The following is a 26776-nucleotide window of genomic DNA, read 5'->3' as shown; positions in this document are numbered from 1 at the left end:
CCCAGGGGCTCGAAATGCTTACTCTGGAGTAAGGTTACCGGAGGTAAGCCTATGTCGGGGTGAGGAGCAGGTCGAGATGAACACCCTTGAACCCCCTCGGTCCCGCCGGGTCGCGGTGATCGGCGGAACCCGCCTCCCCTTCGCCCGCGCGGACGGCCCGTACGCCACCGCCTCCAACCAGGAGATGCTCACGGCGGCCCTGAACGGCCTGGTCGAGCGCTTCGGCCTGCAAGCCCCCGGAGCCGTCGGCGAGTTCGTCGCCGGGGCCGTCCTCAAGCACAGCCGCGACTTCAACCTCGCCCGCGAGACGGTCCTCGGCTCCCGGCTCGACCCGCGCACCCCCGCCTACGACATCCAGCAGGCCTGCGGCACCGGCCTCCAGGCGATCATCGCCGCCGCCAACAAGATCGCCCTCGGCCAGACCGAGTCGGCCGTCGCGGGCGGCGTGGACACCGCGAGCGACGCGCCCCTGGGCGTCAACGACGACCTGCGCCGCATCCTCCTTCAGGCGCGCCGGGCCAAAACCGCCGGCGCCCGCCTCAAGGCCCTCACCAAGGTCCGCCCGGCTCATCTCCTCCCCGACATCCCCCGCAACGCCGAGCCCCGCACCCACCTCTCCATGGGCGAGCACGCGGCCGTCACCGCCCGCGCCTGGGGCATCACCCGCGAGGCCCAGGACGAACTGGCCGCGACCAGCCACCAGCGGCTGGCGGCGGCCTACGAACGCGGCCTCTTCCAGGACCTGGTGGTGCCCTTCCGCGGCCTGACCCGGGACCAGAACCTGCGCCCCGGATCGACGGTGGAGAAACTGGCCACCCTGAAACCGGTGTTCGGCCTGAAGGACCCCGACCCCACGATGACGGCGGGCAATTCCACCCCCCTCACGGACGGTGCCGCCCTGGTCCTGCTGGCGTCGGAGGAGTGGGCGGCGGAGCGGGGCCTGCGACCGCTCGCCCACCTCACGGCCTACGAGACGGCGGCCGTGGACTTCGTGCACGGCGATGTGGCCGACGGCGAGGACGGCCTGCTGATGGCACCCGCGTACGCGGTCCCGCGCATGCTGGAGCGGACGGGCCTGACGATGGTGGACTTCGACCTGATCGAGGTCCACGAGGCCTTCGCCTCCCAGGTGCTGGCGACCCTGGCGGCCTGGGAGAAGCGCGGCCTCGCCCCCGTGGACCGCACCCGCCTGAACGTCGCGGGCTCGTCCCTCGCCACCGGCCATCCCTTCGCCGCGACCGGCGCCCGCATCGTCGCCACGCTCGCGAAACTGCTGGCCGAGCGCGAGGGCCCGGCACGCGGGCTGATCTCGGTCTGCGCGGCAGGCGGCCAGGGTGTGACGGCCGTCCTGGAGCGAACGTGAACCATCGTCACTTAACCCACGAGATTGCACAGGCCTGGCTCCGGACCATCCCGGAACCAGCACAAGCCCACCACAGGAGCCTCGTACGATCACCTGCCTAACCGCCGGTAACCCCTTTCTGCGACAGGGCCGTCGGTGAACGCCTCGGTGTGCGAGGCACGTACGTCATGCAGCAAGCAGTTCACGCTGCACGCCCGAGGAGCCGCCCGTGTCCACCCCATACCCGAACGCGCCCATCTCCTCCGGCGCCCCCTCCGGCGCCCCCGTACAGGCCACCGACTACGACGGCGTACCGATCCTCGTCGAACCCGAGACCCGCCGCCTGGACGGGGCGGTCCGGGAGGCGTCCGTCCCGCCCTTCGCCCCACCGGTCACCCACGGATCACTCGCGGACCTGCCGTTCGACAACGCGGAGGCGGACCCCGGCGCGGTCGTCCTCAGCCGCAAGACGTCCGACGGCGGCTGGACGGACGTGACGGCGGCCCAGTTCGCCGCCCAGGTACAAGCGGTCGCGAAAGGCCTGATCGCCGAAGGCCTCACCCCGGGCGACCGGATCGCCGTCATGGCCCGCACCACATACGAGTGGACGCTGCTGGACTTCGCCGCCTGGGCGGCCGGCCTGGTAACCGTCCCCATCTACCCCACGTCCTCCGTCTTCCAGACCCGCTGGATCCTCCAGGACTCCGGCGCCGTCGCCCTGGCCACCGAGACCGCCGCCCAGGCCGCCGCCATCGGCCCCGAACTCGAACGCCTCCCCGACCTCCACCACGTGTGGATCATGGACAAGGGCCACATCGACCGCCTGGCGGAACTGGGCACCCAGGTGCCGGACGCGGAGGTCGCCGTACGCCGGGGCATGCTCGTCCCCGACACCCTCGCCACCCTCATCTACACCTCCGGCACCACCGGCCGCCCCAAGGGCTGCGCCCTCTCGCACGGCAACTTCTTCGCCGAGATCGACAACGCCATCGAACTCCTCCACCCCGTCTTCAAGGCGAAGTCGGGCGAGGAGGTGTCGGTGCTGCTGTTCCTGCCGATGTCCCACGTCTTCGGCCGCATGGTCGCCATCGCGTGCGTACGGGCGAGGGTACGGCTCGGCCACGCCCCCAGCCTGAAGGCGGCAGACCTGCTGCCCGACCTGGCCGCGTTCAGACCGACCTGCCTGCTCACCATCCCCTACATGCTGGAGAAGGTCTTCAACTCCGCCCGCGCCAAGGCGGAAGCGGGCGGACGCCTGTCCACCTTCGACCGCGCCGCCGGAGCCGCCAGGCGGTACGGCGAGGCCCTCGAAGCCCAGCAGACCGGCACCGGCAACGGCCCGAGCCGCTCCCTGAAGACCGCCCGCACCTTCTACGACCCCCTCGTCTACCGCCGCATCCGCAACGCGATGGGCGGCCGGGTGCGGTACGCCATCTGCGGCGGCTCCCCGCTCGGCCGCCGCCTGGCCGCCTTCTACGCGGGCGCCGGCATCGAGATCTTCGAGGGCTACGGCCTCACCGAGACCACCGGCGCCTCCACTGTCACCCCACCCCTCAAACCCCGCCTCGGCACGGTCGGCTGGCCCCTGCCCGGCACCAAGGTCCGCATCGCGGCGGACGGCGAGATCCTCATCTCGGGCGACCACGTACTGCGGGGCTACTGGGACCCCCAGGCGGGCGGAGTGGTCCCCGCGACGAGGGACGGCTGGCTGGCCACGGGCGACATCGGCGAACTCGACGACGAGGGCTACCTCACCATCACCGGCCGCAAGAAGGAACTCCTCATCACCGCCGGCGGCAAGTCCGTCGCCCCCGCCCCCCTGGAGAACTGGCTCCGCTCCCACCCCCTCATCTCCCAGTGCATGCTCATCGGCGACGCCCGGCCCTACGTCAGCGCACTCATCACCCTCGACCCCGACGGCATCACCCACTGGCGCCTGATGAACGGCAAGCATCCCGTCCCGCCCGAACTCCTCGTGGGAGACGAGGAGTTGACGGCGGTACTGCAACGGGCGGTGGACGAGGCCAACAAGCTGGTGTCCCGGCCGGAGTCCATCAGGCGGTTCGCCGTGCTGCCCGTGGACTTCACGGAGGAGGCGGGCCATCTGACACCGTCGATGAAGCTGCGGCGACAGGTGGTTATGCGGGACTTCGCGGAGCAGGTGGAAGGGCTTTACAGGTCGTGAGGAAGGTGGCCCAGGTGGTGGGGGAGAGGGTTAGGTGGGGGGTGGTGGGGGATTTGGAGTCGCGGATGTGGATGGTTTGGGGGGTTAGGGCGGCTTCGAGGCACTGGCCGCCCTCACCATCGCTGTAGCTCGACTTGAACCAGGTCAGCTGCTCTATGGTCATCGTTCTTCCAGCATCTTTTCGATCAGCTCCAGGGACTCGTGCGGGTTGAGCGCCTGCGCCCGGATGATCCCATAGCGGGCTGCGAGGATGCGTACCTCTTCTCGGTCGGTGATCAGGCGCGGATACCCCTGGCTCTCCATGTACGCCACCTGCTCCTTCCCCTTGGGAATGAGCAGCGTGAACGAGCCACCCAGACTGGGGTGTTCAGCGCGCGATGTCGGCATCACCTGAAGCTGTACGTTCCGCATCCGCCCGATGCGCAGCAACTGCCGCAACTGCTCCTCGTGAACTGCGAGACCACCGATCGGCCGCTCCAGTACTGCCTGCTCCATGACGAAACTGCACTCCGGCGGTGGCCACCTCTCGAAGAGCTGCTGCCGCGAAAGCCTGTCGGCCACCCGCTTCTCGATGGTCCCCTCATCCAGTGGGGGGTGTCGTTGGGTGAAGACCGCCCGCGCGTACTCCTCCGTCTGCAGCAGCCCCAGGATCCCCATCGTGCTGTAGTCGTAGAGCGAAACGGCCTGCGCCTCCAGCGACGCGTAGCCCCGGTACCACTCCGGATGCCGTGTCCGTGCCTTCTTGATCGCTTCCCTCACCTCGGGGATCGCCGCAGTGAGAACCCCGTCCCCGTCCAGCAACTCATCCGCCTTCTCCAGCAACTCCGGCTGAGTAACCCGCACCCCCCTCTCCATCGCCGAGATCGCATCGGGACCGTACGAGACCATTTGCCCGAATTCCCTCTGCGTCAGCCCCTTCCGCTCCCGCAGTACCTTCAGCTGCTTGCCCAGCGTCGTGAACAACCCCGTCGTACCGTCGGCCTCCGCCGGGGTCTCCGGCCTCCGCTCGCCCTCTTCAGTCACGGCACCCCGTTTCACGGTCACGCCCGACGACCCGTACGCCCGACGCACGGCACCCGTACGGCTACGGAAAGTCGCCAGGTCACTCCTGGTCAGGGTAGAGAGAAGCGGCCACGCTCTGTCACGTGAACTCGCAAATCTCCACCCCCACCGCCGAACTGACCCAGCGCCTGAGCTCGACGCCGAGAGGTGCGCGCCTGGCCCGCCGCCTCACGGCCAACCAGTTGGCGACCTGGGGCTATCCCCACGAGGGAGAAGTGAACGACACCGCACAGCACGTCGTGGCCGAGTTGGCGGCGAACGCGGTCACGCACGGCAAGGTTCCCGGCCGTGACTTCGAACTCCGCCTGCTGCTGCTCCCCGGGGAGACTCTCCGAATCGAGGTGAGCGACCCGAGGGGAGAGGCGCGCCTGAGGTTCGCCACGGAGGACGAGGAGGGAGGCAGAGGTTTGCTCCTCGTATCGCTGCTGTCGCGGACCTGGGGAGTGGCGGAGCGCACGCCGGGCAAGACGGTGTGGGCGGAAGTGGCCCTCAAGTCCCCTGGCCGAAGCTCTCCACGACGGTGTCGGCAAACGCCCGGGCGGGAGGACTGAGCGCGTCCCAGCGGCGCACGGCCCACCCGACGGGCAGGGCCCGCAGCCCGGGAAGGGGAACGAGCCGGAGTTCCCCGTCACCGGGTACGGGCAGCCCGGGTACGGCGGGAACGACGGCCCGCCCGACCCCCAACTCGGCGAGCAGCAGGGCCGTGTCCCAGTCGGCGACGCTGGTGTCATAGGCGAACCGCACGCCCGACTCGGCGCAGGCGGCGTCGAGATGGGCGGCGGAGGCGGAGTTGGGCGGAAGCCGGATCAGCCGTACGTCACGCAGCTCGCCCGCGTCGAGGTACGGCAGCCGGGCGAGCGGATCGTCGGCCCGTACGGCCAGCACCCAGGGCAGCTCGACCACCGCCCGCTGCTCGATCCCGCGCACGGGAGGGCCGAGGGTGATCCAGGCGAGGTCGAGCCTGCCGTCGGCGAGGGCGTCGAAGCTGCCGCGCCCGGAACTGACGGTCCGGAACTCAAGGCTCACCTTGGGGTGCCGCCGGCGGAACCGGACGACGGCGTCGGACATGAAGTGCCGTACGGTCGTGGCGCCGGTGGCGACACGCACGTACCCGCTGTGCCCGTCCACCAGATCCCGCAACTGCCGTACGGCGAGATCGAGTCCGGAAATCCCCTCCGCGGCGGCGGCTTCGAGTATCCGCCCAGCCTGCGTGGGCACGACCCCACGAGGCTGCCGCTCCAGCAGCGCGACCCCCGTCTCCCGCTCCAGCCGCTTCACATGCTGGCTCACCGCCGACTGCGTACACCCCAGCTCCCGGGCCACCGCGCTGAGGCTCCCGCCCCGGCACACGGCCACGAACACACGCAGGTCGTCGAGGGTCACGACCCCCAAGCTAACACTTGGGTCCGCCGACAATTCCCAAGGATTGACTCCCCCCGACCCACCGTAAGACGATCTGACCCGGGCCCAGGCGGCAACCCGCTCCCACCCCCCGTCCGAGGTCCGGACCCCGGCCGGGGAAGAGGGAGCGGGTGCCGACCACAAACACACACGCAGTTGACCCCCGACACCACCCGTTCGCGAGATCCTCGCTGCCCCTCGACGACCGCCACGTACTGGAGCTAGCGCCGCGAGGGTAGGCCACCCGACCGCCTGCTGGGTGAGTTGCCGTGGGGGCCGCCCGCTTCTTGGTCATTGTCGTGCTTCCACGCCCCGCCTCAAGGGCGCTACGCGTCGGCTTCGCCGATCGGCCTCCGGCCGACCCTTGACCCGGGCCGCTCCAGCACGAGGGAGAAGCGAGCGAGCGGCCCGGAAAGGCGGGGTCCCAAGCCTCATATCCCCTTCCGTGGGCTGCGTTCCCGGCCGGGGTGAGGGGGCGCGGTCGCGCCTCGCCAGCACGCCGGGTGGGCTTGGCGGCGATCGGTGGGTGGGGGTTGCGGGTGCGCGCTGGGCGGCTGGCGGCACACCGGGTCGGCTTAGCGGCGATCGGTGAGTGGAGGGCTGGGGCGCGCACCGGGCGGGTGGCGGCACGCCGGGCGGGGGCAGCGGCTTGCGGCCGGGGCGGTGCGCGCTGGGCGGGTGGTGGCACGCCGGGCGGGCTAAGCGGCTTGCGGTGCGTGGGGGTGCGCACCAACCGGTCGAGGGACGCGCCGGGTGAGGTCGGTGGCTTGGGGTCGGTGGGGGACGGCCCCGACCCGGCTCCGATTCCGGCAAATAGGGCGGGGAAGGTTCGGTGGGCCGCACCGGAGGGGCCGCCCGGGCGCGCAGCAGGTGGGTCGGGAGGTGATTGGAGGATTTGGGCCGTGCCTAAGCGCGCCCACCTGGGGTTTCGTCTGCCTCCCCTGGCCTAAGTGCTTCCAATTACCCACCGACCGTGACCAGTGTGACTGGCGTGACGATCCCCACGCACCGATCGCCGCCAAGCCCACCCGAGATGCCCCCACCGGCCCGGAGCGCATCCCGCCCACCGGCAGGTAGCCGCTGAGCCAGCCCGGCGTGCCGCCACCCGCCCACCGCGCGCCCCAGCCCTCCACCGGCAGGTAGCCGCTGAGCCAGCCCGGCGTGCCCCCACCCGCCCAGCGCGCACCCGCACCCCCCACTCACCGATCGCCGCTAAGCCCACCCGGCGTGCAGGCGAGGCGCGACCGCGCCCCCATACCCCGGCCGGGAACGCAGCCCACCCAAGGGAACCCCTACCTCGGCCTCCCATCCCTCTCCGGCCGCCCGCTCGCTTCTCCGCCGGGCTGGAGCGAGCCGAGTCAAGGGTGGCCCGCAGGGCCATCGGCGGAGCCGACGCGAAGCGCCCTTTACTCGGGTCGCGGAAGCACGACAATGACCAAGAAGCGGGCGGCCCCACGGCAACCCACCCAACAGGCGCCCACCTGAACCCCGCCGAACCCGCCGGCAGTCAAAGACCACGCCAGTCAAACGCCCCCGCCGACCCCCGGAGGGTAAAGGCAGGAGCCCCGTCGCCGGATGGCGCGGGGCTCCTTGGGTACTGCTCTCAGACTGCGATCACAGGTGTGACGATCACACAGGGGTGACGTTCTCCGCCTGCGGACCCTTCGGGCCCTGGGTCACGTCGAAGGAGACCTGCTGGTTCTCCTCGAGGGAACGGAATCCCTGCGCGTTGATCGCGGAGTAGTGGACGAAGACGTCGGGGCCGCCGCCCTCCTGGGCGATGAAGCCAAAGCCCTTTTCGGCGTTGAACCACTTCACGGTTCCGGTAGCCATAAGCCCTCCTTGGGCCCAAAGGGTTGCCCTGCTCCAGAACCCTGCAAGCGTGAAAGCAAGTGCCGCACAACTGCATACGTCTGAAAACGACTAGAGCCCGCGGTTACATGCTCCGCAGGCTCTGTACTGCAAGGGAAACCAAACTGCAACTTGCGGCGAGCCTAGCACGTGGGCAGCCGAAAGCAATAGAGGTCAAGATCACGTCACTCGGACGTTTGACAGCCGGATGGCCGTGTTGACGGTGGGGCCGGAGCCAGCACCGTATCCCATGGGGTCTAGTCTCGCGATGTGGACAATTCTCGCACCCGGCCGCGCGTCGGCCACATCCAGTTCCTGAACTGCCTGCCCCTGTACTGGGGGCTCGCGAGAACCGGCACCCTTCTCGACTTCGATCTGACCAAGGACACTCCCGAGAAGCTGAGCGAGCGGCTGGTGCGCGGGGACCTGGACATCGGGCCGATCACCCTCGTCGAGTTCCTGCGCAACACGGACGAACTGGTCGCCTTCCCCGATATCGCCGTCGGATGCGACGGCGACGTCATGTCCTGCGTGATCGTTTCGCAGGTGCCCCTCGACCAGCTGGACGGCGCCCGGGTCGCCCTCGGCTCCACTTCCCGCACCTCGGTCCGCCTCGCCCAGCTGCTGCTCGCCGAGCGCTACGGAGTCCAGCCCGACTACTACACCTGCCCCCCCGACCTCAGCCTGATGATGCAGGAAGCCGAGGCCGCCGTACTGATCGGGGACGCGGCGCTGCGGGCCAATCTGCTCGACGGCCCGCGCTACGGGCTCGAAGTGCACGACCTGGGCCGGCTGTGGAAGGAGTGGACGGGGCTGCCGTTCGTCTTCGCGGTCTGGGCCGCCCGGCGGGACTACCTGGAGCGGGAGCCGGACATCACCCGCCAGGTGCACGAGGCGTTCCTCGCCTCCCGCAACCTCTCCCTGGAGGAGGTCGGCAAGGTCGCCGAGCAGGCGGCCCGCTGGGAGGCCTTCGACGAGCGGACCCTGGCGCAGTACTTCACCACCCTCGACTTCAGCTTCGGCGGACCGCAGCTGGCGGCGGTCGCGGAGTTCGCGCGGCGGGTGGGCCCCACGACCGGCTTCCCGGCCGACGTGAAGGTGGATCTGCTCCAGCCCTAATCACTACGCTGCTGGCAGCCAGGCGTACGGGGGAGAGGGGACGCCATGCAGCCGCTCGCGGCCGACGAACCTGCCGTCATCGGGCCCTACCGGCTCCTCGGCCGGCTCGGCGCGGGCGGTATGGGACGCGTCTACCTGGGCCGCAGCGCGGGCGGCCGGACGGTCGCGGTCAAGATCGTGCACCCGCACTTCGCGCTGGACGAGGAGTTCCGCGCCCGCTTCCGCCGCGAGGTCGAGGCCGCGCGGCGGGTCGGCGGCGCCTGGACCGCGCCCGTCCTGGACTCCGACCCCGACGCCCCCGTGCCATGGGTCGCCACGGCCTACGCGGCCGGCCCCACCCTCGCCGCGGCCGTCACCTCCGACGGCCCGCTGCCCGCGCATTCGGTACGGGTGCTGAGCGCGGGCCTCGCCGAGGCGCTGGCGGCCGTCCACGCACTGGGTCTGGTGCACCGGGACGTCAAGCCCTCCAACGTACTGCTGACCCTCGACGGCCCGCTGCTGATCGACTTCGGCATCGCCCGCGCCACCGACGGCACCGCGTCCCTGACCTCCTCCGGCGTCTCCGTCGGCTCGCCCGGCTACATGTCCCCGGAGCAGATCCTCGGCAAGAGCGTCACCGGCGCGGCGGACGTCTTCTCCCTCGGCGCCGTCCTGGTGTACGCGGCGACCGGCGAGCCGCCCTTCCCCGGGGACTCCTCGGCCGCGCTGCTGTACAAGGTCGTCCGCCGGGCCAGTTCGCCGGGCGTGGGGCGGTGGCCGGGGTCCTTCGCCAGGCAGGCCTCGGCCACCTCCCGCAGTTCCCCGCTCAGCGCGCCGAGCTCCGGCTCCTCGTGTGGCCGTCTCCATGCCCGAGCCCCGCGACGCGCCCCCGCCGGGCGTCGGCCACCGCCCCGGCAAAGGTCTCCGTCACCATGGCGGCCACCGCCACTCCGGGCGACGGGAGCCGTGGCCGCCGGGTGAGCTGCACGGTGGCGCTCGCTGTCGCGGGGGCGCTCGCGGGGGTGGCCGTGGGGCTGGGGGCCCTGGTGGGGCCGGTGATCGGCGGCGCGGACGACTCCGACACCTCCGGGAGCGGCGCCTACTCCCCGGCGCCCACCTCCTCCTCCGGCCCGATCGGACGGCACCGCGCCCGGCACCGCAGCCGGCTCCGAACCCGGTGCAGTGGAAGACACCGCCTCCGCCTCCGCCTCTCCCGCCGGCGCCACCATCCCCGCCCGCTACCTCGGCACCTGGGAGGGCCAGGCCACCGCCCTCGACGGCAACCTGCCCGTCGGCACCTTCCGGCTCACCGTGCACCGGGCCGACGTCGGCGAGGAGCTGGGGCGGCTGCGGCAGACGGACCAGCTCGGCGGCGTCTGCACCGACGTACTGACCCTGAAGAAGGTGACGAAGACACGGATCGTCGCCACGTCCGTCGGCGCCGAGGGCAACCACGACGGCTGCGACCCCGCCCCGCACTCGGTCGAGTTGACACCCGTCGGCGACGATCTGGAGTACACCTCGGCCAGCTCGGCGGAGGGCAACCCGCAGTCGCGGATGTCCAAGGTCAGGTAGCGGGCGCGTCCTCGTCCCGCATGAGCTTGACGAGGGCGAGGATCAGCAGCGCGGCCGCCACCAGGGTCGCGAGCAGGCCCACCGCCCACAACCAGGGGTAGTGGACGTGGACCCAGCAGGCGTTGCCCTCGCTGTAGCAGTGGGCGTCCCAGTGCCGGCGGCGCTTGGGGCGGAAGGTGGCGAAGACGATGACGGTCAGGACCCAGCCGAGGGCGAACCCCGGCAGACCGGCGATCGCCCACGCCGTCGAACGCGCCTTGCTCTTCTTCCAGTTCATCCGGCTCAGCGGCGCGATCAGCGCCGCCAGGGCGAGCGGTACGAGTGCGCCGACGGTGGCGGCGAAGGCGTAGGCACCGCCCGGCCACGCGGGGGCCAGGTCGCCCCACACCTCCTCGCCCCAGGCCTCGTCGGCCAGGGCCATCGGCACGATGAGCGCCAGGAAGCCGAGCATCATGAGGAGGAAGCCCAGGCAGGAGAAGTCCCGTTTCCTCGCCGGTGCCGCGGGCCGCCGCCCGTGCTCGTACCGCAGGGCGGCCGGTGCCGCCTTCCCCCGCTTCGGTCTGGCCGACTTTCCGCTCATCCCGGCACGACCACCGTCCGCAGCTCCCCGTCCCCCAGGTGCAGCATGCCCTTGCCGGGTACCACCTGGCCGCCGACCAGGCTCCGGGAGAGGCGTACGCCGACGAGGTCGCCGCTGGAGGTGTCCTGCGGGGAGAGCAGGATGCCGCGGCGGCCCTTCTTGGCGTCGACCTGCCAGCCGGAGAAGCCGCTGCACACGTCCTCCTCGTCACCGGCGATGACGAGGGCGAGGCCGCGTTCGGCACCCCGCGAGACGATCTTCTTCATATGCCGCTCGGCGTCGCAGTCCTCCAGGATCTCGCCGTCGTCGACGAGGACCACAATGGGCTCCTGCGGGGACGCCGAGTCGATGACCTCCTCGAAGTCGTCCTCGTCGATGTCGTCGCCGGTGAACACCTTCAGCACGCCTTCCCTGCCGTCGAGTTGACGGAGCGGGGACTGGCGGGGGGACGCGACGACCAGACGTACGCCCTGTGCGAGGAAGGACTGAGCGAAGTTCATCAGGACCGTCGAGCGGCCGGACTTGGCCGGACCCGCGATGACGAAGGTCGGCACGCCCTCGGCCAGGTCGGGGCCGAAACCGACGATCTCGTCGCCGCCGATGCCCGCCAGCGCCCACAGCCGGGAACGGGAGGCCTCCGGGTCGCGCATCTCCCAGGCGTCCGCGAAGGAGATGCGGCTGGGCAGGCTGTCGACGCGGAACGGACGGCGTGAGCGCGGGACTTCGGCGTCCCGGGCGGTCGCCGCCTCGCCGATCGCGGCGATCGCCGCTGCCTGGCCCTGACCGGTGGTGTCCTCGGCCAGCAGCGCGAAATGCGTCTCCGTACCGGACTCGTTGCGGAAGGCGCGGCCCGGCGGGATCTCCTCCGGGACCTTGCGGGCCGGGATGCCGAGCGTGGCGAAGTCGCTGCGGTCGGCCAGACGCAGACCGTACTTGTCCTCGGTGAGCGTCGCGATGCGGCCGACGAGCAGCGTCCGGTCGCCGGTCAGCACCAGATGGACGCCGGCGCTCGCGCCCTCGCGCATCATCGTCGTCAGCTCGTCCGTCAGCGAACCGTGGTCGATCTCGCCGAGCGTGGGCACCCAGCCCTCCCAGCGGTCGAGGAGCACGACGATGTGCGGCAGCCGCTCGTCCTCGGGCACCGCGGCCCGCTGCTCACCGATGTCGGCGTAGCCCTTCTCCGCCAACAGGTCCTGACGGCGCGAGAGTTCGCCCTTGAGCCGGTTGACCAGGCGGACCACCCGCTCGGTCTGGTTACGGCCGACGACCGCGCCGCAGTGCGGCAGCCGGGTCAGCGCGTTCAAGGCGCCGTTGCCGCAGTCGATGCCGTACAGGTGGACGTCGGCGCAGGAGTGGGTGCGGGCGAGGGAGCCCGCGATGGTCCGCAGCACCTGGGAACGGCCGCTGCGGGGCGCGCCGCCGATCATCAGATGGCCGAAGGTGGAGAAGTCGACCACGACCGGGCGGCGGGCCTGGTCGGCGGGCAGGTCCTCCACACCGTACGGGGCGGGCGGCAGCCTGCCGGGTGCGAGAGCCGCGACCGGTGTCTCGATCTCGTCCAGCAGCAGCGTCTCGGAGAGGGCGGGCAGCCACGGGCTGTGCTGCGCCGGGATGGCGAGCGCCCGGTTGGCCTCCCGGACCGCGTCCACCAGCACCTTGAGGTCGGTGATCTCCTCGTCCTCCCGCGCCTCGGCCTTCGGCTTCACCAGCGCCGCCCGGCCCAGGTCCTCCCAGGCCAGCTCGCCCACCCAGGGCGCGAGCGCCGCCGGGTCCGCCGCACCGGGGCGACGGCCACCGACCCGGCCCGACTGGAAGGGGACGAGGGAGGCGTGGCCGAGGCGGACATAGGCCCGGCCCGGTGTGTTCTTGGAGATGTGCCCGGCCTCCGGCGAGTCGATGACGTCGCTCGACTCGCCGCCGTCCGTCACACGCAGGGCGATACGGAGGTTGGTGTTGGCGCGGATCTCGGGCGACACGACACCGCTGGGCCGCTGGGTGGCGAGGAGGAGATGGATGCCGAGCGAACGTCCGCGCTGGGCGATGTTGACCAACCCGGTGACGAAGTCGGGCAGGTCACGCACCATGGACGCGAACTCGTCGATGACGATGAGGAGTCGGGGGACGGGCGCATGACTGGGGTCCCTCCTCACCAGGTCCTGGTAGTCCTCGATGTCCTTGGCGTCGGCGGCGGCCAGGATGTGCTCGCGGCGCTTCAGCTCGGCGCCCAGGGACTCCAGGGCGCGCTCTACGAGGTGGGCGTCGAGGTCGGTGACCATGCCGACCGTGTGCGGCAGCTTCACACAGTCCTTGAACGCCGAGCCGCCCTTGTAGTCGACGAGGACGAAGGTCATGTTCTCCGGCGTGTTGGCGACGGCCAGCGACGCCACGATGGTCTGCAGCAGCTCCGACTTGCCGGAACCGGTCGTACCGGCGATCAGTCCGTGCGGGCCGTCCCGCCGCATGTCGATGGCGAACGGACCGTCGTACGACTCACCGATCACCGCCAGCGTCGACTGCCCGCCCATCCGCCAGCGCGCGACGACGGCGTCGCTGGTCGGCGGTTCCAGTTGCAGCACGTCCAGCAGCCGGCTGGCACCCGGCAGCGCGGAGTCCTCGGTCTCGCCGCTGATGTCGCGCAAGGGGGAGAGGGCGCGGGCGAGGCGCAGGCACCAGGCGGGCGGGACGAAGTCGGGCCGTACGTCCTTCAGCCGCTCGGCACCGGCCTCCTCCACGCGCAACCGCAACTCCTGCGGACTCTGCGCCTGTTCGGTGGCCGGGATGTTGCCGGTGTGCCAGGCCTGGAAGGAGGGGAAGCCCCCGGCGACCTGCGGCTGCACGGGCTGCTGCGGTGCGGCGGTGTCGTACTCCTGCGCCTTGGGCTCGGCGACGACGAACGCCTGGCACTCACCCGGCAGGAACCGCTCCTCGGCGTCGAGGCAGACGGCGTAGATGGAGACGGCGGGCCCCTCCCGCAGCAGCCGCACCACGCCCGGCAGGGACCGCAGCCGCCGCGACCCGTCCCACACCACGACGATGTCCGGCTCGCTGAAGGAGATGCCCTGCCCCCGGTTCTGCTCGGCGGCCTTCTTACGGGCGTCGAGGAGCTGCGTCAGCTCGCCGATGCGGGCGCCGACCGTCTCGGCGTCGGTGCCGATGAGGACGTTGACGTCCTGGCCGCCGCCGGGCCGGGCATGCGGCAGCCACCGCACCCAGTCCCAGCTCTCCCGCGCGGTGTTCTCGCTCAGCACGTAGAACTGCACGTCCATCGGACTGTGCAGCGCGGCGGTCTGCGCCACCGCCCACCGCCCCAGCGCCCGCGCGGAGTCACCCGGCCCCGCCATGCCGATCACCCCGAGGGAGCGCAGGGACAGGGCGACGGGGGCGTCCTCGATGTACCAGGTGACCTGCCGGCGGTGGTCGTCCTGCTCGGGGTCGTCCAGCACGACCTCGGACGGCAGCCGCCCGGTACCCACGCGCAGCAGCAGATGATCGCGGTCGGTGCGCCGCCGCTCCCACAGCCGGGTACGGGGCCCGGTGCCCAGGGAGAGAACCGCGGCGGGATCGGGAACGGCGTTCCGCCGGTCCTGCCGCTCCGCCGTCAGAGCGTCCTGCGCGTCCTTCTCGATCCGCTCCTTCTGCTCCTTGTACTCCTTGACCTGCTTCGCATGGGACTTGCGCCCGTGCTTCTTGTCCATGAAGTAGTTGGCGAAGAGCAGTACGGGGCTGAGCCCCGCCATGATCAGGTAGTACCACCGATGGAAGATCAGCACCGACACGACCGACCCGACCAGCGGCGTGAGCGCCATCAGCCAGGGCAGCGGCCGGGCCTCGTACTCCCGCGGCGGCGTCGGCAGCCGGAACTTCGTCTGCCGCTCGGGCGGACGCAGCCGGGGCGGCCGGTTGTAGTCCAGCCCGATCCCGTCGTCGGACCACTTCAGGGCGGCGTTGGGCGGACTGTAACGAGCCAGCTCCAGCAGGGTGTTGCCAACGGCTATCTGCCCCCCGAGCGGCCACCCCGCACCGCTGATCCCCTCACCGTCGATCCGCTCTCCGTCGAGGGTGACGCTCTCCTTGTCCTGGTGGACGGTGACCTGGCAGGTGCCATCGGTTGCAACTGACAACGTCAGGGCGCGGGCGTCGACTTCCGGATCGTCGATCCGTACGTAGCTCGCCGCCCCGCTCCCGATGTCGTACCGCCCGACGCCCAGCCGGTGCACGAACCCCGCGGCGGGCCCACCCGCGACCCGCAACTCCACCAGCCCGGTCGGCTCGCCCGGCAGACACCCGGCCGGGTCCTGCAGACTGACCACGGCCCCTTCACGCAGCGGCGACCCGACGACGGTGGCGGCGGGATCGACGGCGTATCCGTCCACGTACACCTGAGGGCCGTTGTGCGCCGCGGCCGGATGGCCGTGCCCGATGGGAATCACCTGGGCGACCTGGTCCTGCCCCACCCGCTTGGCGAGCTCCCGGGCGATGTCCCCCACGGTGGACTCGGGATCGGCGTCGAGCACGACGTCGGCCGAGCCCCCGCCGAACGGGTCGACGACGGTCAGAGTCAGGCGCACGCTTGTCCTCCCCAGGCCACGGTGCAAGCGACGATATCCGCTCCATCACGGCCCGGGGCAACGGGGAGTTGCGAAGCCTTCCCGATGGCAACGCCGTATGCCACCCCCGTAAGCTGCTGCCCCAAGAGTGACAGGGAGCCACGGGGGTTGGCCCTGCGGCGTTTTGAAGAGGGAGCGGCTTCATGGCCAAGGACCTTGACATCACATACCAGGACATGCGGGACGCGGCCAAGCATGTCGTGAAGGAGAAGGAAAAGCTCCACGAGAAGCTCGACGCCCTCCGCAAGTACATCGCCAACCTCGTCGAGTCCGGCTACGTCACCAAGAGCTCCTCCAAGGCCTTCGACGAAAACTTCGACGAGTTCGTCCGCGGCGCCAAGGACACCGTCGACGGCCTCGACGGCATGGGCGACTACCTCACCACCGCGGCGGACAAGTTCGAGCAGATCGACGACGAGCTGGCCAAGGCGGCTCGGAGCAAGTGATGCCGGGGGGCTTGTGATTCGGCGGGTGCGGCGGGCTCTCCGCCTGCCGCACCGCTTCATGCTCCGGTGCGGTGCAATCTCTCCCTGAGCCACGAGCCGGCCACGAGCAGCGCAGTGATGAGCGCCGCGAAGAAGCCGGGCCAGTAGGCGGTGGTCAGAGCGGCGAGTGAGAGGGCGAACGAAAGTCCCAGCGGCTGCGTCAAACCGTCTGGACGCTCGGAGTGCCGCGGGTGGCGGATGAAGAGCCACAGCAGGGTGAGGATCGCGGCCGACACGATGCCTCGCTGGAGCCAGTAGAGGGTTCCCTTGGCGGGCTCGGGGAGCCTGGCGGCCAGGGCAACGATGAAGACGGACGCCAAACCGCCGATGAGGCACAACTTGGCCCACGCGATCACGCCGCCACCGAGGCGGTCCATGAGGGTGGGCGCGCTCATTCGCGGTAACCGTCTCCCGCCGTGCTGCTGTTGCTGATCCGGAGACTCCGGGCGAAGTCGTCGACGGCGTCGAAGGACGCTTCCAGGAGGGCCGGGTCGTCGTAATGGCATTTGAGGAGCAGGTCGATGTTGCGTGCCGGATCGTTCCATGCGTACGCGACGGAGAGCATCAGATTGCCGTCGGGACCCGTCCAACTGCGCAGGCAGCGCAGGCCCTCGCCGAAGTGCGGTGAGTCGAACGGAACGGTTTCGACGCGATGACTTGCCGCCGCGGTCGTGGGATCCGGCTCTGCCAGCATGCTCAGGTGCAAGGCGCTGTGTTCTTCATCGCAGGCGAACTGCTTGGTGAAGAACACCAGCGGGGCGGCCTGAGGAGGAATGGGGCCGAACAGGAACGCCTGATCGGCTTCGATACGGGTGCGCAGCATGATGGCCGAGGCCTCCAGGAACTTCCTCATCTGCCGCTTCTCCCGCCAGGTGAGCTTGCGTCGATGAAGCCGGGCACTCGCCTCGAGTTGGAGGTCCAGCCATTGCGCGAACTCCGCCGTGGTGCCGCCCAATGGCATGTGGAACCACATTGCCGGATTGGAGTCGGTTTCGACGATCATCATGCGTAACTCCAGCGGAAGGTGGTCATCACGGCATCGAAGAGCTCGACCAGGGTCTCGGCGAACTCGATATCCATGTCGGTGGCGATCAATGTGCTGAAGGAGAAGGTCAGCCACTGGGCGGGGGCGCTGTGTGGAATCGGTACGGTGTACTGCACACGCCACGACGGCACCTCGGCTCCCTTGTCCGGATCGGCAGGCAGCTTCCGGAACGTGCGCACGGCTGCCGTTCCGTCGAGTTCCCTGGCCGAGGCGTCTTCCGCGTCACGCACGAGATCGTTGAGGACGGCTTCGGGATCGACATTCGCCGTCGGTGCTCCCAACGGCTCGGAGGCGATGAAAGAGGCCGGGATGATCATCCCGTGGATCCGCTCGACGGGCAGGTAGAGCGTCAGACCACTGGATCTGCGTGCCTGCCGAACAGTCTCCTTCAGCTCTTTCATGAGCATGAGCCGGGCTTTGGGGATGTCGTCCTTCGGGAAACCCGCAGGGAGCTGCGATACGGACTTCCCGATGATTCGGTGAATCGCCTCTTTCGTTCCGTTCTGGAGTGGGATGGTGTCCCATCCGGGCGGTGGAACGATGTTGAATCCAGTAGGGACGCGGGTGGGCTTCGCGGAGTTCTCAGGGAGTGACACTGCGGTTCCGAATCTTCTCTGCGACCCAGGTCGCGCCAACCAGCACCGTGAACAGAGGGGCTCCGATGATCCCCGGCCAGAACGAAGTGATGAGGCTGGGCAGCAGCAGAGCCCAGCCCATGGCGAGGTCGCGTGTCAGCAGCGGAGGCCGCTGGCTGGGCCTGGGGTTCTTGATCAGGATCCACAGGAGATGGAGAAAGCACCCGGACAGCGCGAGCCAGTAAATCCAGAAGAGCACCTTGCGACCGGAGTCGGGGACCAGAACCGAGATCGCGATCAACGGGATGATGGACACCAGCGCGCCGATGATGGTCACGCGCACCCTGAAGTTCGCTCCGGTACCCAACTGCTCTTTGAGGGACTCAGCCATATCTCCTGCTTTTCCTGCCGCGTTTTTCGGTTTCCCCGACGGGCATCTTGGTCTTCACCAGTGAGTGTCCGGAGCGGGCATCCAGCCGCTTTCCTTCCACGTGTTGTATCCGTCGTTGTATGGCTTGTCGCCGGGGAGGAGATGATGTTCGGCCAGCCAGCCGACGGAATCGCTCTTGCTCAGCGACTTGTCGGCGACGTCGACGCCCATGCCGCCATATGCGGCGAACATGGACGCCGCATATCCCGCATGTCCGAGCTTGGAGGCTCCCCCGGCCACGGTGCCGGGGAACACGCCTTTGTTCGCACGGAGCTGCCCGAACAGTCCGGCTGCCTCGTCGTCCCCCAGGTGCAGCCACTTGGACACCGTGGACACCTGTGTCGGGCCCTTGGCGACCAGGCCGGTGTCTCTGGAGATCTTCTTCAGGGTGTAGTGGCGCAGGTCCGAGAAGAACTTCCGGGACACGTCGTCCTCGGCGTTCGCCATCGCCTTGCTCAGGTCGTCCAGCATGCCCTTGTGTGACCGAAGGCCTGCTTTGAGGCCGGCGGTCCGGGTGCTCTGAGCTGCTGCGCTGGTGACTTTGTTGGCACCCTTGAGAGCGGCGAGACCGCCGCGGCCGATTCCCATCAAGAGGAGGCCGCCCACATCGAAGGCCAGGTCGGTCCAGGACGCGTCACCCGAGGCCACCAGCAGGGATCTCGTCAGGATGGTCAGGATGGCGATCCCCAGTACCAGCAAGTTCAGCCCTGGAATCCAGATGGCGATGATGCCGGCGATGGTCGCGACCCAGCCGAGTCCATCAAGGACGGTCTTGATCCAGTCGGCGTTGTCGTGGGCCCAGCCCTTGACGTTGTCCCACCAGCTGTCCTTGATGACGTCGTTCAGCTGGGCGCCGATCTTGCGGGCATAGTGCTCCGCCCGATCGTCACGATCTCCCGTGATGCGATCCAGTTGCTCCCGGTACTTCCGCAACGGGTCATGGTCCTCACCGCTTTCCGAAGGATGCGGAGTGTCCTTGCCGCCGGAGCTCTTCTTGGCCTTGTCGGCCTCCAGCTCCTCCTGCTCCTTCTTGGCGTTGGCCAGGACCTTGTCGGCGTCCGACTGGAAGTCCTCCAGTTCGTTGGCCCAGTTCGTCAGATGACCATGTACGTGTTCGTAGCGTTCGGCGACCTCGCGCAGGTGCTTTTCCAGGACCTCCGACTCGTCGCGCAGCTTGGTGGCGTACTTCCCCTTGAGCTCGTTGTCGTTCTTGATGCCGCGAAGCAACCGGGCCTGTTCGCGGAGGTTCTCCGCGACCGAGACCATGTGCTTCACCTCGTCGCGGATCTCCTCGGGGTCGCCCGGCACGGGATCGGAGTCGGCGAGCGGATGCCAGTCGCGGGGGCGCGGCTTGGAGGTTGCGCTCACTGCTTCTTCTTCCTCGCCTTCCGCAGCTCATTGGCGAGTTGGGCGTCGAGGCCGGTGAAGCCGTCGATCGTGGACTTCACCAGTTGACCGACCGTGTCGATGCTCTCCAGCATCTTGGTGCGGTAGTCGTCCCAGTTGTCGACGAAGTCGTCCATTTTGTCGGCGATTTTCCCGCTGCCCCAGTAGGGCCTCATGTCATCTTTCTGGTGACTGAGGTTCTTGAGCTCCTTCTGGATGCTCTTCAGCCGGGACTCCGACTCGACGAGAAGATCGACGTTGACGATGAGGTCCGAGTCATCTGCCATGGGAGCTGCTCAACCCTCCCGAGTCGGGCCTGGGCAGGAGGCGGCAACAGTAGGCAAAGAGTGCTCCATGCTGGGCTCCCCGTGTGACAAAGGTTCAGTCAAGGTCATCGACGGTAGCGGGGGTGTCCTGGTTTCGCCAGGCGGGCTTGGTGCGTGAGCGGGCGGGCAGTTCCTCAGTTCAGTGCCCCCTTCGGCACCTCTGGCATCGTGAAATCCAGCCACCGGCCCAGTCGTTCGTTCCGTCCCGCCAAAGCCATCAGAGCGAGTGGTGCCGGAATGCCGACCAAGGCGACCGCCCAGGTCGGCAGCACCCAACCCAACTGAGCGACGCAGACGCACCACACCAGCACGACCGCACTTGTGCGAGCCAGACCGGCCGCGACGCGGAGCATCGAGCGGCGGGTTCCTGGGGAGGCCTGCAGCATTGCGCCGGCGAGCGTTCCCAGGGCGACACCTGCGAACAGGCCCCAGATCAGCCCGCCCGGCAGGAACATGGCGGGGAAGCCGGCTCGGGGGAGGGGAAAGGCCAAGCCGGACAGCAGTCCTGCGAAGATGCCCAAGAAGCCGCCGGTGACGATGGTGACCGCGGTCAGCTGATCGCGGATCTGTACTGAGAGTGTCAGGCCGCGCTTTGGGCGGACCTCCCGGAACGTCGCGCCGGAACCGACCAGGAACGTCGGCACTCCCAGCAGGAGCAGGATCGCCGCACCGAACAGCCCCCCGCTCTTGCCCGGGCCGCCGTGCCCGGGGAAGAGGTCCCGCACCTGCCAGGCCAATGCGCCGACCAGGACGACCAGCAGCCAGTAGCCGGACAGCAACGCCCAGCCGGCGCCGATCCGGGCCCGGCGCACCCGCGCCACTGGAGTCTGCAGCAGGCCCGCCACCGGCAGGGCGATCAGGGCCCAGCCGACGAGGAAGGCCTCTGGTCCCCGGTCCGTCGCTGCGATCCGCTCGAACAGCTCCGGCGAGGACGACAGGCCGAACCACTCCGGAGCCGCTGCCAGCATGCCCGTCAGCGTCAGGGAGACGACGCCCGCGGCGGAACCCGCCGCGATGCGGAGGATCATCGCGCGGGACGGGGCGTCGCCCGACACCGCCTGGCCCGGCGCCGCGGGTGCCCCTCCGCGGTGGTAGGCCCGCACTCCGGCAAGGGACAACACCACCAGACCGGACAGGATCGCGCCGGCCATCGCGCCCACCAGGGTCATCGGCACGACCTCGCCCGAGAGCAGCGGGCGCAGAGCGTCCTCCTCGATCGGGTCGTCGGGGGCGGGCGGCGGGTAGTCGGGCGAACCCGGAGGCCCCGACGGGGCCTCGACGAGATAGGAGACGAGCTGGTCCAGGCGGCGTGCGAGGGGAAGGTCGGTCTCCGAGGCGTACGTGATCCGTTCGGGAGTCCGGGAGAGGTGGTCCGAGTCGAGGCGGGCGCCGTAGTTGACCATCTTGATGTCACCGTTGGCGGCGTCCGCGATCACGAACAGGCCGTCCCGTCCTAGGCGCTGGTGCAGGGTGGCCGCGAGACGGTCCGGGTGACCGCCGGACTCGTCAGCGGGGGTGGATGCGGCGACCGCCACGTACACGGGGGCGCGCACTTTCTCGATCCGGCCGCGCAGGGCGGCCGTCTCGGCCGGGGACAACCGCTGGGTCTCCGGGTCCGTGTACACGGGGGCGTGCCGCAGTGCCGTGGACACACGGTCGATCCGGCTGCTCATGTCAGCGGCGTCGGGTGGGGTGCTGCCACTGCTCGTCCTGTCGTCGAACAGGGCGAGGCCCGACACGGTGATCAGGGCGGCGGAGAGGCCGCCAGCGACCGCCGCGAACAGCCCGACGCGCCAGATGCCCCGGCCCCGCGCTGCTTCGGCCCTGCGCCAGCGGTGCACATACGGGATGGTGATCAGCAGGAACACGGGCACGGAACCCAGCAGGAGGGACACCACCAGCGTCTGGTTCTCCCGGTCGGTGGGAGAGGTGTGCAGTGACTCCGGCTCCTTGCCCTGCTGATCCGCTGAACTGGCCTGCAGGTAACGCTTTTCGGCGCTCTCCTTGCCTGCGGCCAGGATCTCGGTGAACCGCTCGAAGGTCTCCTCGGCGCCGGCGTCGTACGGCATCTCGTACGTGGTCGCGCGACTCGCCTCCTCGGCGGGTACGTCCACCCCGTACGCCACCGCCTCCGCTACCGAACTCTCGTCCAGCAGCACGAACAGCCCGTCGGAGCCGAGCCTTTGGTGCACAGCCCGCAACAGCAGCTCGTCATCGTCCCGGCCCACGGTGTCGGGCAGTGCGATGACGTAGGTCGGCACCCCGGTCCGCTTCGCGACTGCGGCCAGGTGGGGCGCTGCCGAGCGGGGGAGTTCGCGGGGCATCTGGTCCGAGACGTAGACCGGATTCGTACGGAGGCGATTCGCCAGGTAGGCGGCCTGGGGAGCGGAGTCCTCGGCGGCCCGGGCAGCCGGGGTGGCTGTTGCGAACAGGAGAGCAAGGACGCAGACGGCGACGAGCGCGGGCAGGATGCCCTGCCCCGCCATGCGCCGGGTCCGATTGCGTGCCTGGTTCCGACCGTTTGCCATCACGGTTCCCACCGCTGCCCCCGTACGTCCCCGCGTCCCTGCTCGTGGCACTCTACTGGGGCGCTTTGCTACCGCGAGACGGCATCGTGTGCATCTCGTGGAGGTTCACCGACTTGAGGGACTCCCCCGATTCCAGGTGCACTTGCCCTTGCGAAGACGCCGCGGCTACTCATCCACCAACCCCCGCAACCCCGCCGACAACTCCGGCACCACCGCCCCCGCAGCCTGCGCCCGCATCACCGCCCTGACATAGGCCACCGCCTCTGCACGGAGGCGTTCCTTCTCGTTGCCCTGGCGCATGCCGGCGAGCCAGATGAGGAGGGCGACGGGGGCGAGGGCGAGGGTGCCGTAGCCGAGGGGGGTGTCGGAGGTTGCTGCCCAGAGGGGGCCCGCGCCGGCGGCGAGGATGAGGAGGCAGCCTGTCTCGTCGTGCCAGCCGCCCTTGTCGGCGATGGATTCGTACGCGGTGACCGCGGGGGGTTTCGGGGGGACCGGGGGTGGGGTGATCGCGTCGTGGAGGCCGGGGGCGTCGTGCGCGGCCCCGTTGCCTTCGTGCTCGTACGGCGGAACTTCCGTCCCCGCCCGCACCCCCTCGTACGAAGGAATCGGCGCCGCCCCCTTCCCGCCCCCGCCGGAGCTCCGTCCCTCCAGCCATCCCGGCACGTATGTCAGGGGCAGCCCGTGGGCCCGGGCCACGCCCAGTAGCTCGCGGTATCCGGTGAGTGCGGGGTGGGTGAGTTCCTGCTTCCAGCGGACGCGGATGCGGGTGAGGGTGGCCACGGCGATGACGATCAGCGGGCCCGTGAGGAGGAGGGCCGCCTTCGCGGCCTGGGCGGGAAGGGCGGGGGAGAGGAAGGGGAGGATGACCCCGGTCGTGAGGGTCAGGCCGCCCAGCCATACCAGGGGGCCGCGCTGGGTGGCGTCCAGGGCGCGGCGGCGTTCGGTGAGCAGGGCGGTCACCGCGGTGTCGTCGGTGTAGTCGACCCCGCAGCGCGACCCGATCTCGCGGGCCGCCGACAGGACGCGGGGATCGGCCGCCAGCGTCGCGCCGTTGAGGGGGAGGAGAGCGGGTGGGGCGGGGGTCCTCGTCACGCGGCGATGATGGCATGAGCCGCTCAAGGGCGGAGGGCCGGGGGTCAGGGGGTTCGCTGGCGCACAGGGCGCGGCCTTTTCCGCCGCCCTTGCTCAACCGGCCTGTGCACAGCTTGAGTTGCAGAGCGCAACGACGAGTCGCGTGAGGTCGAGGAGTCCGAACGCGCCTTGAGGGGCTTATGTGCGGCTGATACGGTGCGATCGCTTGACACTGGCCCCGGCGCTGGAATGTCCGGCAAAGAGCATCGGGGATGAAGTGTCCGTTTTTGCAGGGGAATTGGCAGACATTTCTTGGGTGTACGGGGAGCGGTTGCGTGAAGATCCAAGAGCGTACGGGGGCGGGCGCCGGTCGTTCCGTCGCTCCGGCTCAGCCGTCGGTCGGGGACCGGCTTCCCACTCCTCCGCGTGAGCGCAAGCCCGCGCTGGCCGCGCTCGCGGTGCTGCTGATCCTGCTCGGTGCGCTGGGTGCCACGACGCTCGTACTGCGGGCCGGGGACCGGATCGAGGTCGTCAAGGTGACGAAGGACATCCAGGCCGGCGAGTCCGTCAACAGCAGCAACACGACGTCCGTCATGGTCGCCGATGACAGCACCATCAACTACGTCAAGTGGGAACAGCTCGACACCCTCAGGGCGTACAAGGCCAAGAGCACGATCTACGCGGGCACCGTCGTCATCGGCGACATGTTCGCCAAGGGCAGCTCCCTGCCGGCCGGCAAGGCCTCCGTGGGTGTGTCCCTCAAGGAGGGGCAGTACCCGGCGGACATCAAGCCCGGTGACACCGTCGCCGTCTACAACGTCGACAGCGGTAACTCCGGTTCGGGCACCGACAAGAGCGACTCCGGCTCGGCGTCCGCCTCCTCCGGTGGACTCATCGTCGGCAACGCCCGCGTCAACACCAAGTCCGACAACAGCGACGCCACGGTGAGCACCGGCAACCTCCTGCTCACGCTGCTCGTCGACGAGTCCGACTCCGCCGCCGTGGCGCGCGCCGCGTCCGCCGGTGCGGTGGCCATCGTGCACGTTCCCGGCAACGGCAACTAAAGAGGCGGCCCCACCCATGGCGCTCATCGCTATCGCCGCCGACAAGGGTTCCCCCGGCGTCACCACCGCGGCCGTCGCCCTCGCGGCGGTCTGGCCGCGGCGTGTGCTGCTGGCCGAGGCCGACCCGGCGGGCGGGGACCTGGTGTACCGCAGTGCCGCCGCGCACGGCGGGCCGCTCAACCCGAACACCGGCATGCTGTCCATAGCCGCGACCGCCCGGCGGGGTCTGGTTCCCGACCAACTGTGGGATCACGTGCAGCCGTTGAGCGGAGGGCTCGAAGTTCTCGTCGGGCTCGGTATCGCCGAGCAGGCCGCCGGTCTCGCGGGGCTCTGGCCGACCCTCGGCCATGCCTTCGCCGCCCTCGCCGACTCCCCGAACGCGCCCGCCGACGTCATCGCCGACTGCGGACGCGTCAGCGGGGACACCCCGGCCGTGGAGCTGTTCCCGCACGCCGCCCTGATCCTTCTCGTCTCGCGCACCGAACCCGAGGCCATCGCCCGCGTCCGGGACCGCGCCGCCGCCCTCTCCGCCAAGCTGCACGGCGGCCCGCGCGGTGCAGCCGCCCTCGCCACCCCGCTGATCGGCGTGGTCCTGATCGCCGACCCGGGCGGCTCCGGCAAGCTGGTCAACCAGGTCAACGACATGCTGGTGCACGCCCAGACCGGCGCCCGGGTCATCGGCACCATCGCGGACGACCCGGCCGGCGCCGACCAGCTGGCCGGCCGCAAGCGCGGGCGCCTGGACAAGTCCCTGCTGATCCGTTCGGCCCGCAAGGTCACCGCGGACCTCCACCAGCAGTACGGCGCCGCCTGGACCGTACCGACGCAAGAGCCCCACGCGGGGGCCGGGCGATGACCGCTGTCGACCACCAGTTGGTCAAGCGGTTCCGGCAGGAGGCCGGCGACCGTATCGCCGAGCAGCGCCGCCAGGACCAGGTGGCCGGTGTCACGCCGATGTCCACGGAGGACGAGCGGCAGTACGCCCGCGCGGTGATCGCCCAGATCCTGGAGGAGTACGCCCGCGCCGACATCAACGCGGGCCGTACGCCGCTGGACGCGGAGACCGAGGAGCAGTACGCGGCCGCCGTGCACGCCGCGCTGTTCGGGGTGGGGCGCCTTCAGCCGCTGCTCGACGACCCCGAGGTCGAGAACATCGACATCAACGGCTGCGACCAGGTCTTCGTCGGCTACTCCGACGGGCGGGAGACGAGGGGGGAGCCGGTCGCCGAGACCGACGAGGAGCTCATCGAGCTCATCCAGGTGCTGGGCGCGTACTCCGGTCTGTCCTCCCGGCCGTTCGACTCCGCCAACCCGCAGCTCGACCTGCGGCTGCCCGACGGCTCGCGTCTGTCGGCCGTGATGGATGTGGCCCGGCGGCCCGCGCTGTCCATCCGCCGCGCGCGCATGGGCAAGGTGTTCATCTCCGACCTGGTCGGCAACGGCACCCTGACGCCCGAGGTCGCGCACTTCATGGCCTGCGCGGTGCGCGCCCGCAAGAACATCATGATCGCCGGTGCCACCAACGCCGGTAAGACCACCCTGCTGCGCGCGCTCGCCAACGAGATCCCGCCGCACGAGCGGCTCATCACCGTCGAGCGGGCCCTGGAACTGGGCCTCGACACCTTCCCCGACCTGCACCCGAACGTCGTCGCCTTCGAGGAGCGGCTGCCCAACTCCGAGGGCCAGGGCGCCATCTCGATGGCGGAGCTCGTGCGAAGGTCGCTGCGTATGAACCCCTCCCGCGTCATCGTCGGTGAGGTTCTCGGCGACGAGATCGTGACCATGCTCAACGCGATGTCGCAGGGCAACGACGGCTCGCTGTCCACGATCCACGCCAACAGCTCCAGCGAGGTCTTCAACCGTATCTCCACATACGCGCTGCAGGCCTCCGAACGGCTGCCCATCGAGGCCAGCCAGATGCTGATCGCGGGCGCGGTGAACTTCGTCGTCTTCCTCCAGCGGCGCAACAACTACCAGACGGGCGGCCGACTTCAGCGCATGGTCACCTCCGTCCGCGAGGTCAACGGCGTCGACGGCCGCGTGCTGTCCAGCGAGGTGTTCGCCGAGACCCCCGACGGACGCGTCGTACCGCACGCGCCCCTGGCCTGCCTGGAGGACCTGATGGCCCACGGCTACCGGCCCAACGGAAGCTGGGGGTGAGCCGC

22 protein-coding genes and 1 pseudogene are annotated in these 26776 nt (G+C 69.9%); 9 read left to right on the top strand and 14 right to left on the bottom strand.

The window, feature by feature from the left end:
* The first annotated feature begins 76 nt into the window (after nt 1-76).
* Together ACZ7L0_RS34500 and ACZ7L0_RS34495 are read left to right on the top strand one after the other, a co-directional pair.
* The gene (locus ACZ7L0_RS34500; protein WP_471246482.1) at nt 77-1363 is read left to right on the top strand and encodes an acetyl-CoA C-acetyltransferase; all 1287 of its coding nucleotides are present in this window, start codon (nt 77-79) and stop codon (nt 1361-1363) included.
* Nucleotides 1364-1598: 235 nt separating this feature from the next.
* On the top strand, nt 1599-3527 hold the full coding sequence (locus ACZ7L0_RS34495) for an AMP-dependent synthetase/ligase (RefSeq protein WP_471246565.1): 1929 nt from the start codon (nt 1599-1601) through the stop codon (nt 3525-3527).
* On the opposite strand, the gene ACZ7L0_RS34490 is transcribed toward ACZ7L0_RS34495, so the two are convergent.
* On the bottom strand, nt 3481-3690 hold the full coding sequence (locus ACZ7L0_RS34490; protein WP_471246481.1) for a DUF397 domain-containing protein: 210 nt from the start codon (nt 3688-3690) through the stop codon (nt 3481-3483). The genes ACZ7L0_RS34495 and ACZ7L0_RS34490 overlap by 47 nt on opposite strands.
* Nucleotides 3687-4550: a helix-turn-helix domain-containing protein gene (locus tag ACZ7L0_RS34485; RefSeq protein ID WP_471246480.1), complete on the bottom strand. Its 864-nt coding sequence runs from the start codon at nt 4548-4550 to the stop codon at nt 3687-3689. Before ACZ7L0_RS34485 ends, ACZ7L0_RS34490 begins: the two co-directional genes overlap by 4 nt.
* 122 nt (nt 4551-4672) lie before the next feature.
* Here ACZ7L0_RS34485 and ACZ7L0_RS34480 point away from each other — a divergent pair, with 122 nt between their 5' ends.
* Nucleotides 4673-5140 (top strand): ATP-binding protein, encoded by a 468-nt coding sequence (locus tag ACZ7L0_RS34480; protein ID WP_471246479.1) that lies wholly within the window; start codon nt 4673-4675, stop codon nt 5138-5140.
* On the opposite strand, the gene ACZ7L0_RS34475 is transcribed toward ACZ7L0_RS34480, so the two are convergent.
* Together ACZ7L0_RS34475 and ACZ7L0_RS34470 are read right to left on the bottom strand one after the other, a co-directional pair.
* A complete protein-coding gene (locus ACZ7L0_RS34475) occupies nt 5079-5972 on the bottom strand; it encodes a LysR family transcriptional regulator (protein ID WP_471246478.1) in 894 nt (297 codons plus the stop codon). The two genes, ACZ7L0_RS34480 and ACZ7L0_RS34475, sit on opposite strands and share 62 nt — an antisense overlap.
* 1647 nt (nt 5973-7619) lie before the next feature.
* Nucleotides 7620-7823 carry a cold-shock protein gene (locus ACZ7L0_RS34470; RefSeq protein ID WP_003974443.1) on the bottom strand — a complete coding sequence of 68 codons (204 nt, stop codon included), beginning with the start codon at nt 7821-7823 and terminating at the stop codon, nt 7620-7622.
* A 288-nt stretch (nt 7824-8111) separates the two neighbouring features.
* On the opposite strand from ACZ7L0_RS34470, the gene ACZ7L0_RS34465 reads away from it, so the two are divergent.
* Both ACZ7L0_RS34465 and ACZ7L0_RS34460 read left to right on the top strand, forming a co-directional pair.
* The gene (locus tag ACZ7L0_RS34465) at nt 8112-8960 is read left to right on the top strand and encodes a menaquinone biosynthetic enzyme MqnA/MqnD family protein (RefSeq protein ID WP_471246477.1); all 849 of its coding nucleotides are present in this window, start codon (nt 8112-8114) and stop codon (nt 8958-8960) included.
* Between the two features lie 45 nt (nt 8961-9005).
* Nucleotides 9006-10514 (top strand): annotated as a pseudogene (locus ACZ7L0_RS34460) (serine/threonine-protein kinase).
* On the opposite strand, the gene ACZ7L0_RS34455 reads toward ACZ7L0_RS34460, so the two are convergent.
* Together ACZ7L0_RS34455 and ACZ7L0_RS34450 are read right to left on the bottom strand one after the other, a co-directional pair.
* On the bottom strand, nt 10507-11094 hold the full coding sequence (locus tag ACZ7L0_RS34455; RefSeq protein WP_471246476.1) for a hypothetical protein: 588 nt from the start codon (nt 11092-11094) through the stop codon (nt 10507-10509). The pseudogene ACZ7L0_RS34460 and the gene ACZ7L0_RS34455 overlap by 8 nt on opposite strands.
* Entirely contained in the window at nt 11091-15662 is a 4572-nt protein-coding gene (locus tag ACZ7L0_RS34450) for an FtsK/SpoIIIE domain-containing protein (protein ID WP_471246475.1), read from the bottom strand. The genes ACZ7L0_RS34455 and ACZ7L0_RS34450 overlap by 4 nt, the downstream gene beginning before the upstream one ends.
* Before the next feature lie 182 nt (nt 15663-15844).
* Between ACZ7L0_RS34450 and ACZ7L0_RS34445 the strand changes: the two genes are divergently transcribed.
* The gene (locus ACZ7L0_RS34445; protein ID WP_471246474.1) at nt 15845-16147 is read left to right on the top strand and encodes a WXG100 family type VII secretion target; all 303 of its coding nucleotides are present in this window, start codon (nt 15845-15847) and stop codon (nt 16145-16147) included.
* A 56-nt stretch (nt 16148-16203) separates the two neighbouring features.
* On the opposite strand, the gene ACZ7L0_RS34440 is transcribed toward ACZ7L0_RS34445, so the two are convergent.
* The 8 genes from ACZ7L0_RS34440 to ACZ7L0_RS34405 form a co-directional block, all read right to left on the bottom strand.
* Nucleotides 16204-16581 (bottom strand): hypothetical protein, encoded by a 378-nt coding sequence (locus ACZ7L0_RS34440; protein WP_471246473.1) that lies wholly within the window; start codon nt 16579-16581, stop codon nt 16204-16206.
* Nucleotides 16578-17192: a hypothetical protein gene (locus ACZ7L0_RS34435; RefSeq protein ID WP_471246472.1), complete on the bottom strand. Its 615-nt coding sequence runs from the start codon at nt 17190-17192 to the stop codon at nt 16578-16580. Before ACZ7L0_RS34435 ends, ACZ7L0_RS34440 begins: the two co-directional genes overlap by 4 nt.
* The gene (locus tag ACZ7L0_RS34430; RefSeq protein WP_471246471.1) at nt 17189-17632 is read right to left on the bottom strand and encodes a hypothetical protein; all 444 of its coding nucleotides are present in this window, start codon (nt 17630-17632) and stop codon (nt 17189-17191) included. The genes ACZ7L0_RS34435 and ACZ7L0_RS34430 overlap by 4 nt, the downstream gene beginning before the upstream one ends.
* A 181-nt stretch (nt 17633-17813) precedes the next feature.
* Nucleotides 17814-18197 carry a hypothetical protein gene (locus tag ACZ7L0_RS34425; RefSeq protein ID WP_471246470.1) on the bottom strand — a complete coding sequence of 128 codons (384 nt, stop codon included), beginning with the start codon at nt 18195-18197 and terminating at the stop codon, nt 17814-17816.
* Nucleotides 18198-18251: 54 nt separating this feature from the next.
* Complete coding sequence (locus ACZ7L0_RS34420; RefSeq protein WP_471246469.1) at nt 18252-19544, bottom strand: hypothetical protein; 1293 nt, start codon at nt 19542-19544, stop codon at nt 18252-18254.
* Nucleotides 19545-19600: 56 nt separating this feature from the next.
* Nucleotides 19601-19909, bottom strand: coding sequence for a hypothetical protein (locus ACZ7L0_RS34415; RefSeq protein WP_471246468.1), 309 nt, complete (start codon nt 19907-19909; stop codon nt 19601-19603).
* A 173-nt stretch (nt 19910-20082) separates the two neighbouring features.
* Nucleotides 20083-22476: a hypothetical protein gene (locus ACZ7L0_RS34410; RefSeq protein ID WP_471246467.1), complete on the bottom strand. Its 2394-nt coding sequence runs from the start codon at nt 22474-22476 to the stop codon at nt 20083-20085.
* Between the two features lie 165 nt (nt 22477-22641).
* Nucleotides 22642-23568 carry a hypothetical protein gene (locus tag ACZ7L0_RS34405; protein ID WP_471246466.1) on the bottom strand — a complete coding sequence of 309 codons (927 nt, stop codon included), beginning with the start codon at nt 23566-23568 and terminating at the stop codon, nt 22642-22644.
* Between the two features lie 314 nt (nt 23569-23882).
* Between ACZ7L0_RS34405 and ACZ7L0_RS34400 the strand changes: the two genes are divergently transcribed.
* From ACZ7L0_RS34400 to ACZ7L0_RS34390, 3 genes are read left to right on the top strand one after another with little or no spacing between them, the layout of a single operon-like run.
* Nucleotides 23883-24611, top strand: a complete 729-nt coding sequence (locus ACZ7L0_RS34400; RefSeq protein WP_471246465.1) for a hypothetical protein — start codon at nt 23883-23885, stop codon at nt 24609-24611.
* A gap of 16 nt (nt 24612-24627) precedes the next feature.
* Nucleotides 24628-25467, top strand: coding sequence for a hypothetical protein (locus ACZ7L0_RS34395; RefSeq protein ID WP_471246464.1), 840 nt, complete (start codon nt 24628-24630; stop codon nt 25465-25467).
* A complete protein-coding gene (locus ACZ7L0_RS34390; protein WP_471246463.1) occupies nt 25464-26771 on the top strand; it encodes a CpaF family protein in 1308 nt (435 codons plus the stop codon). The genes ACZ7L0_RS34395 and ACZ7L0_RS34390 overlap by 4 nt, the downstream gene beginning before the upstream one ends.
* Nucleotides 26772-26776 lie beyond the last annotated feature (5 nt).

The organism is Streptomyces sp. NPDC039424 (assembly GCF_055639495.1).
This window is presented reverse-complemented; position numbering and strand designations above follow the sequence as displayed.

What these genes read in the sequence shown, in the direction of transcription:
- ACZ7L0_RS34500 (WP_471246482.1), top strand. Translation starts at nt 77, where the DNA reads ATGAACACCCTTGAACCCCCTCGGTCCCGCCGGGTCGCGGTGATCGGC.
- ACZ7L0_RS34490 (WP_471246481.1), bottom strand. Translation starts at nt 3,690, where the DNA reads ATGACCATAGAGCAGCTGACCTGGTTCAAGTCGAGCTACAGCGATGGT.
- ACZ7L0_RS34470 (WP_003974443.1), bottom strand. Translation starts at nt 7,823, where the DNA reads ATGGCTACCGGAACCGTGAAGTGGTTCAACGCCGAAAAGGGCTTTGGC.
- ACZ7L0_RS34455 (WP_471246476.1), bottom strand. Translation starts at nt 11,094, where the DNA reads ATGAGCGGAAAGTCGGCCAGACCGAAGCGGGGGAAGGCGGCACCGGCC.
- ACZ7L0_RS34445 (WP_471246474.1), top strand. Translation starts at nt 15,845, where the DNA reads ATGGCCAAGGACCTTGACATCACATACCAGGACATGCGGGACGCGGCC.
- ACZ7L0_RS34440 (WP_471246473.1), bottom strand. Translation starts at nt 16,581, where the DNA reads ATGAGCGCGCCCACCCTCATGGACCGCCTCGGTGGCGGCGTGATCGCG.
- ACZ7L0_RS34435 (WP_471246472.1), bottom strand. Translation starts at nt 17,192, where the DNA reads ATGATGATCGTCGAAACCGACTCCAATCCGGCAATGTGGTTCCACATG.
- ACZ7L0_RS34430 (WP_471246471.1), bottom strand. Translation starts at nt 17,632, where the DNA reads ATGAAAGAGCTGAAGGAGACTGTTCGGCAGGCACGCAGATCCAGTGGT.
- ACZ7L0_RS34425 (WP_471246470.1), bottom strand. Translation starts at nt 18,197, where the DNA reads ATGGCTGAGTCCCTCAAAGAGCAGTTGGGTACCGGAGCGAACTTCAGG.
- ACZ7L0_RS34415 (WP_471246468.1), bottom strand. Translation starts at nt 19,909, where the DNA reads ATGGCAGATGACTCGGACCTCATCGTCAACGTCGATCTTCTCGTCGAG.
- ACZ7L0_RS34410 (WP_471246467.1), bottom strand. Translation starts at nt 22,476, where the DNA reads ATGGCAAACGGTCGGAACCAGGCACGCAATCGGACCCGGCGCATGGCG.
- ACZ7L0_RS34395 (WP_471246464.1), top strand. Translation starts at nt 24,628, where the DNA reads ATGGCGCTCATCGCTATCGCCGCCGACAAGGGTTCCCCCGGCGTCACC.
- ACZ7L0_RS34390 (WP_471246463.1), top strand. Translation starts at nt 25,464, where the DNA reads ATGACCGCTGTCGACCACCAGTTGGTCAAGCGGTTCCGGCAGGAGGCC.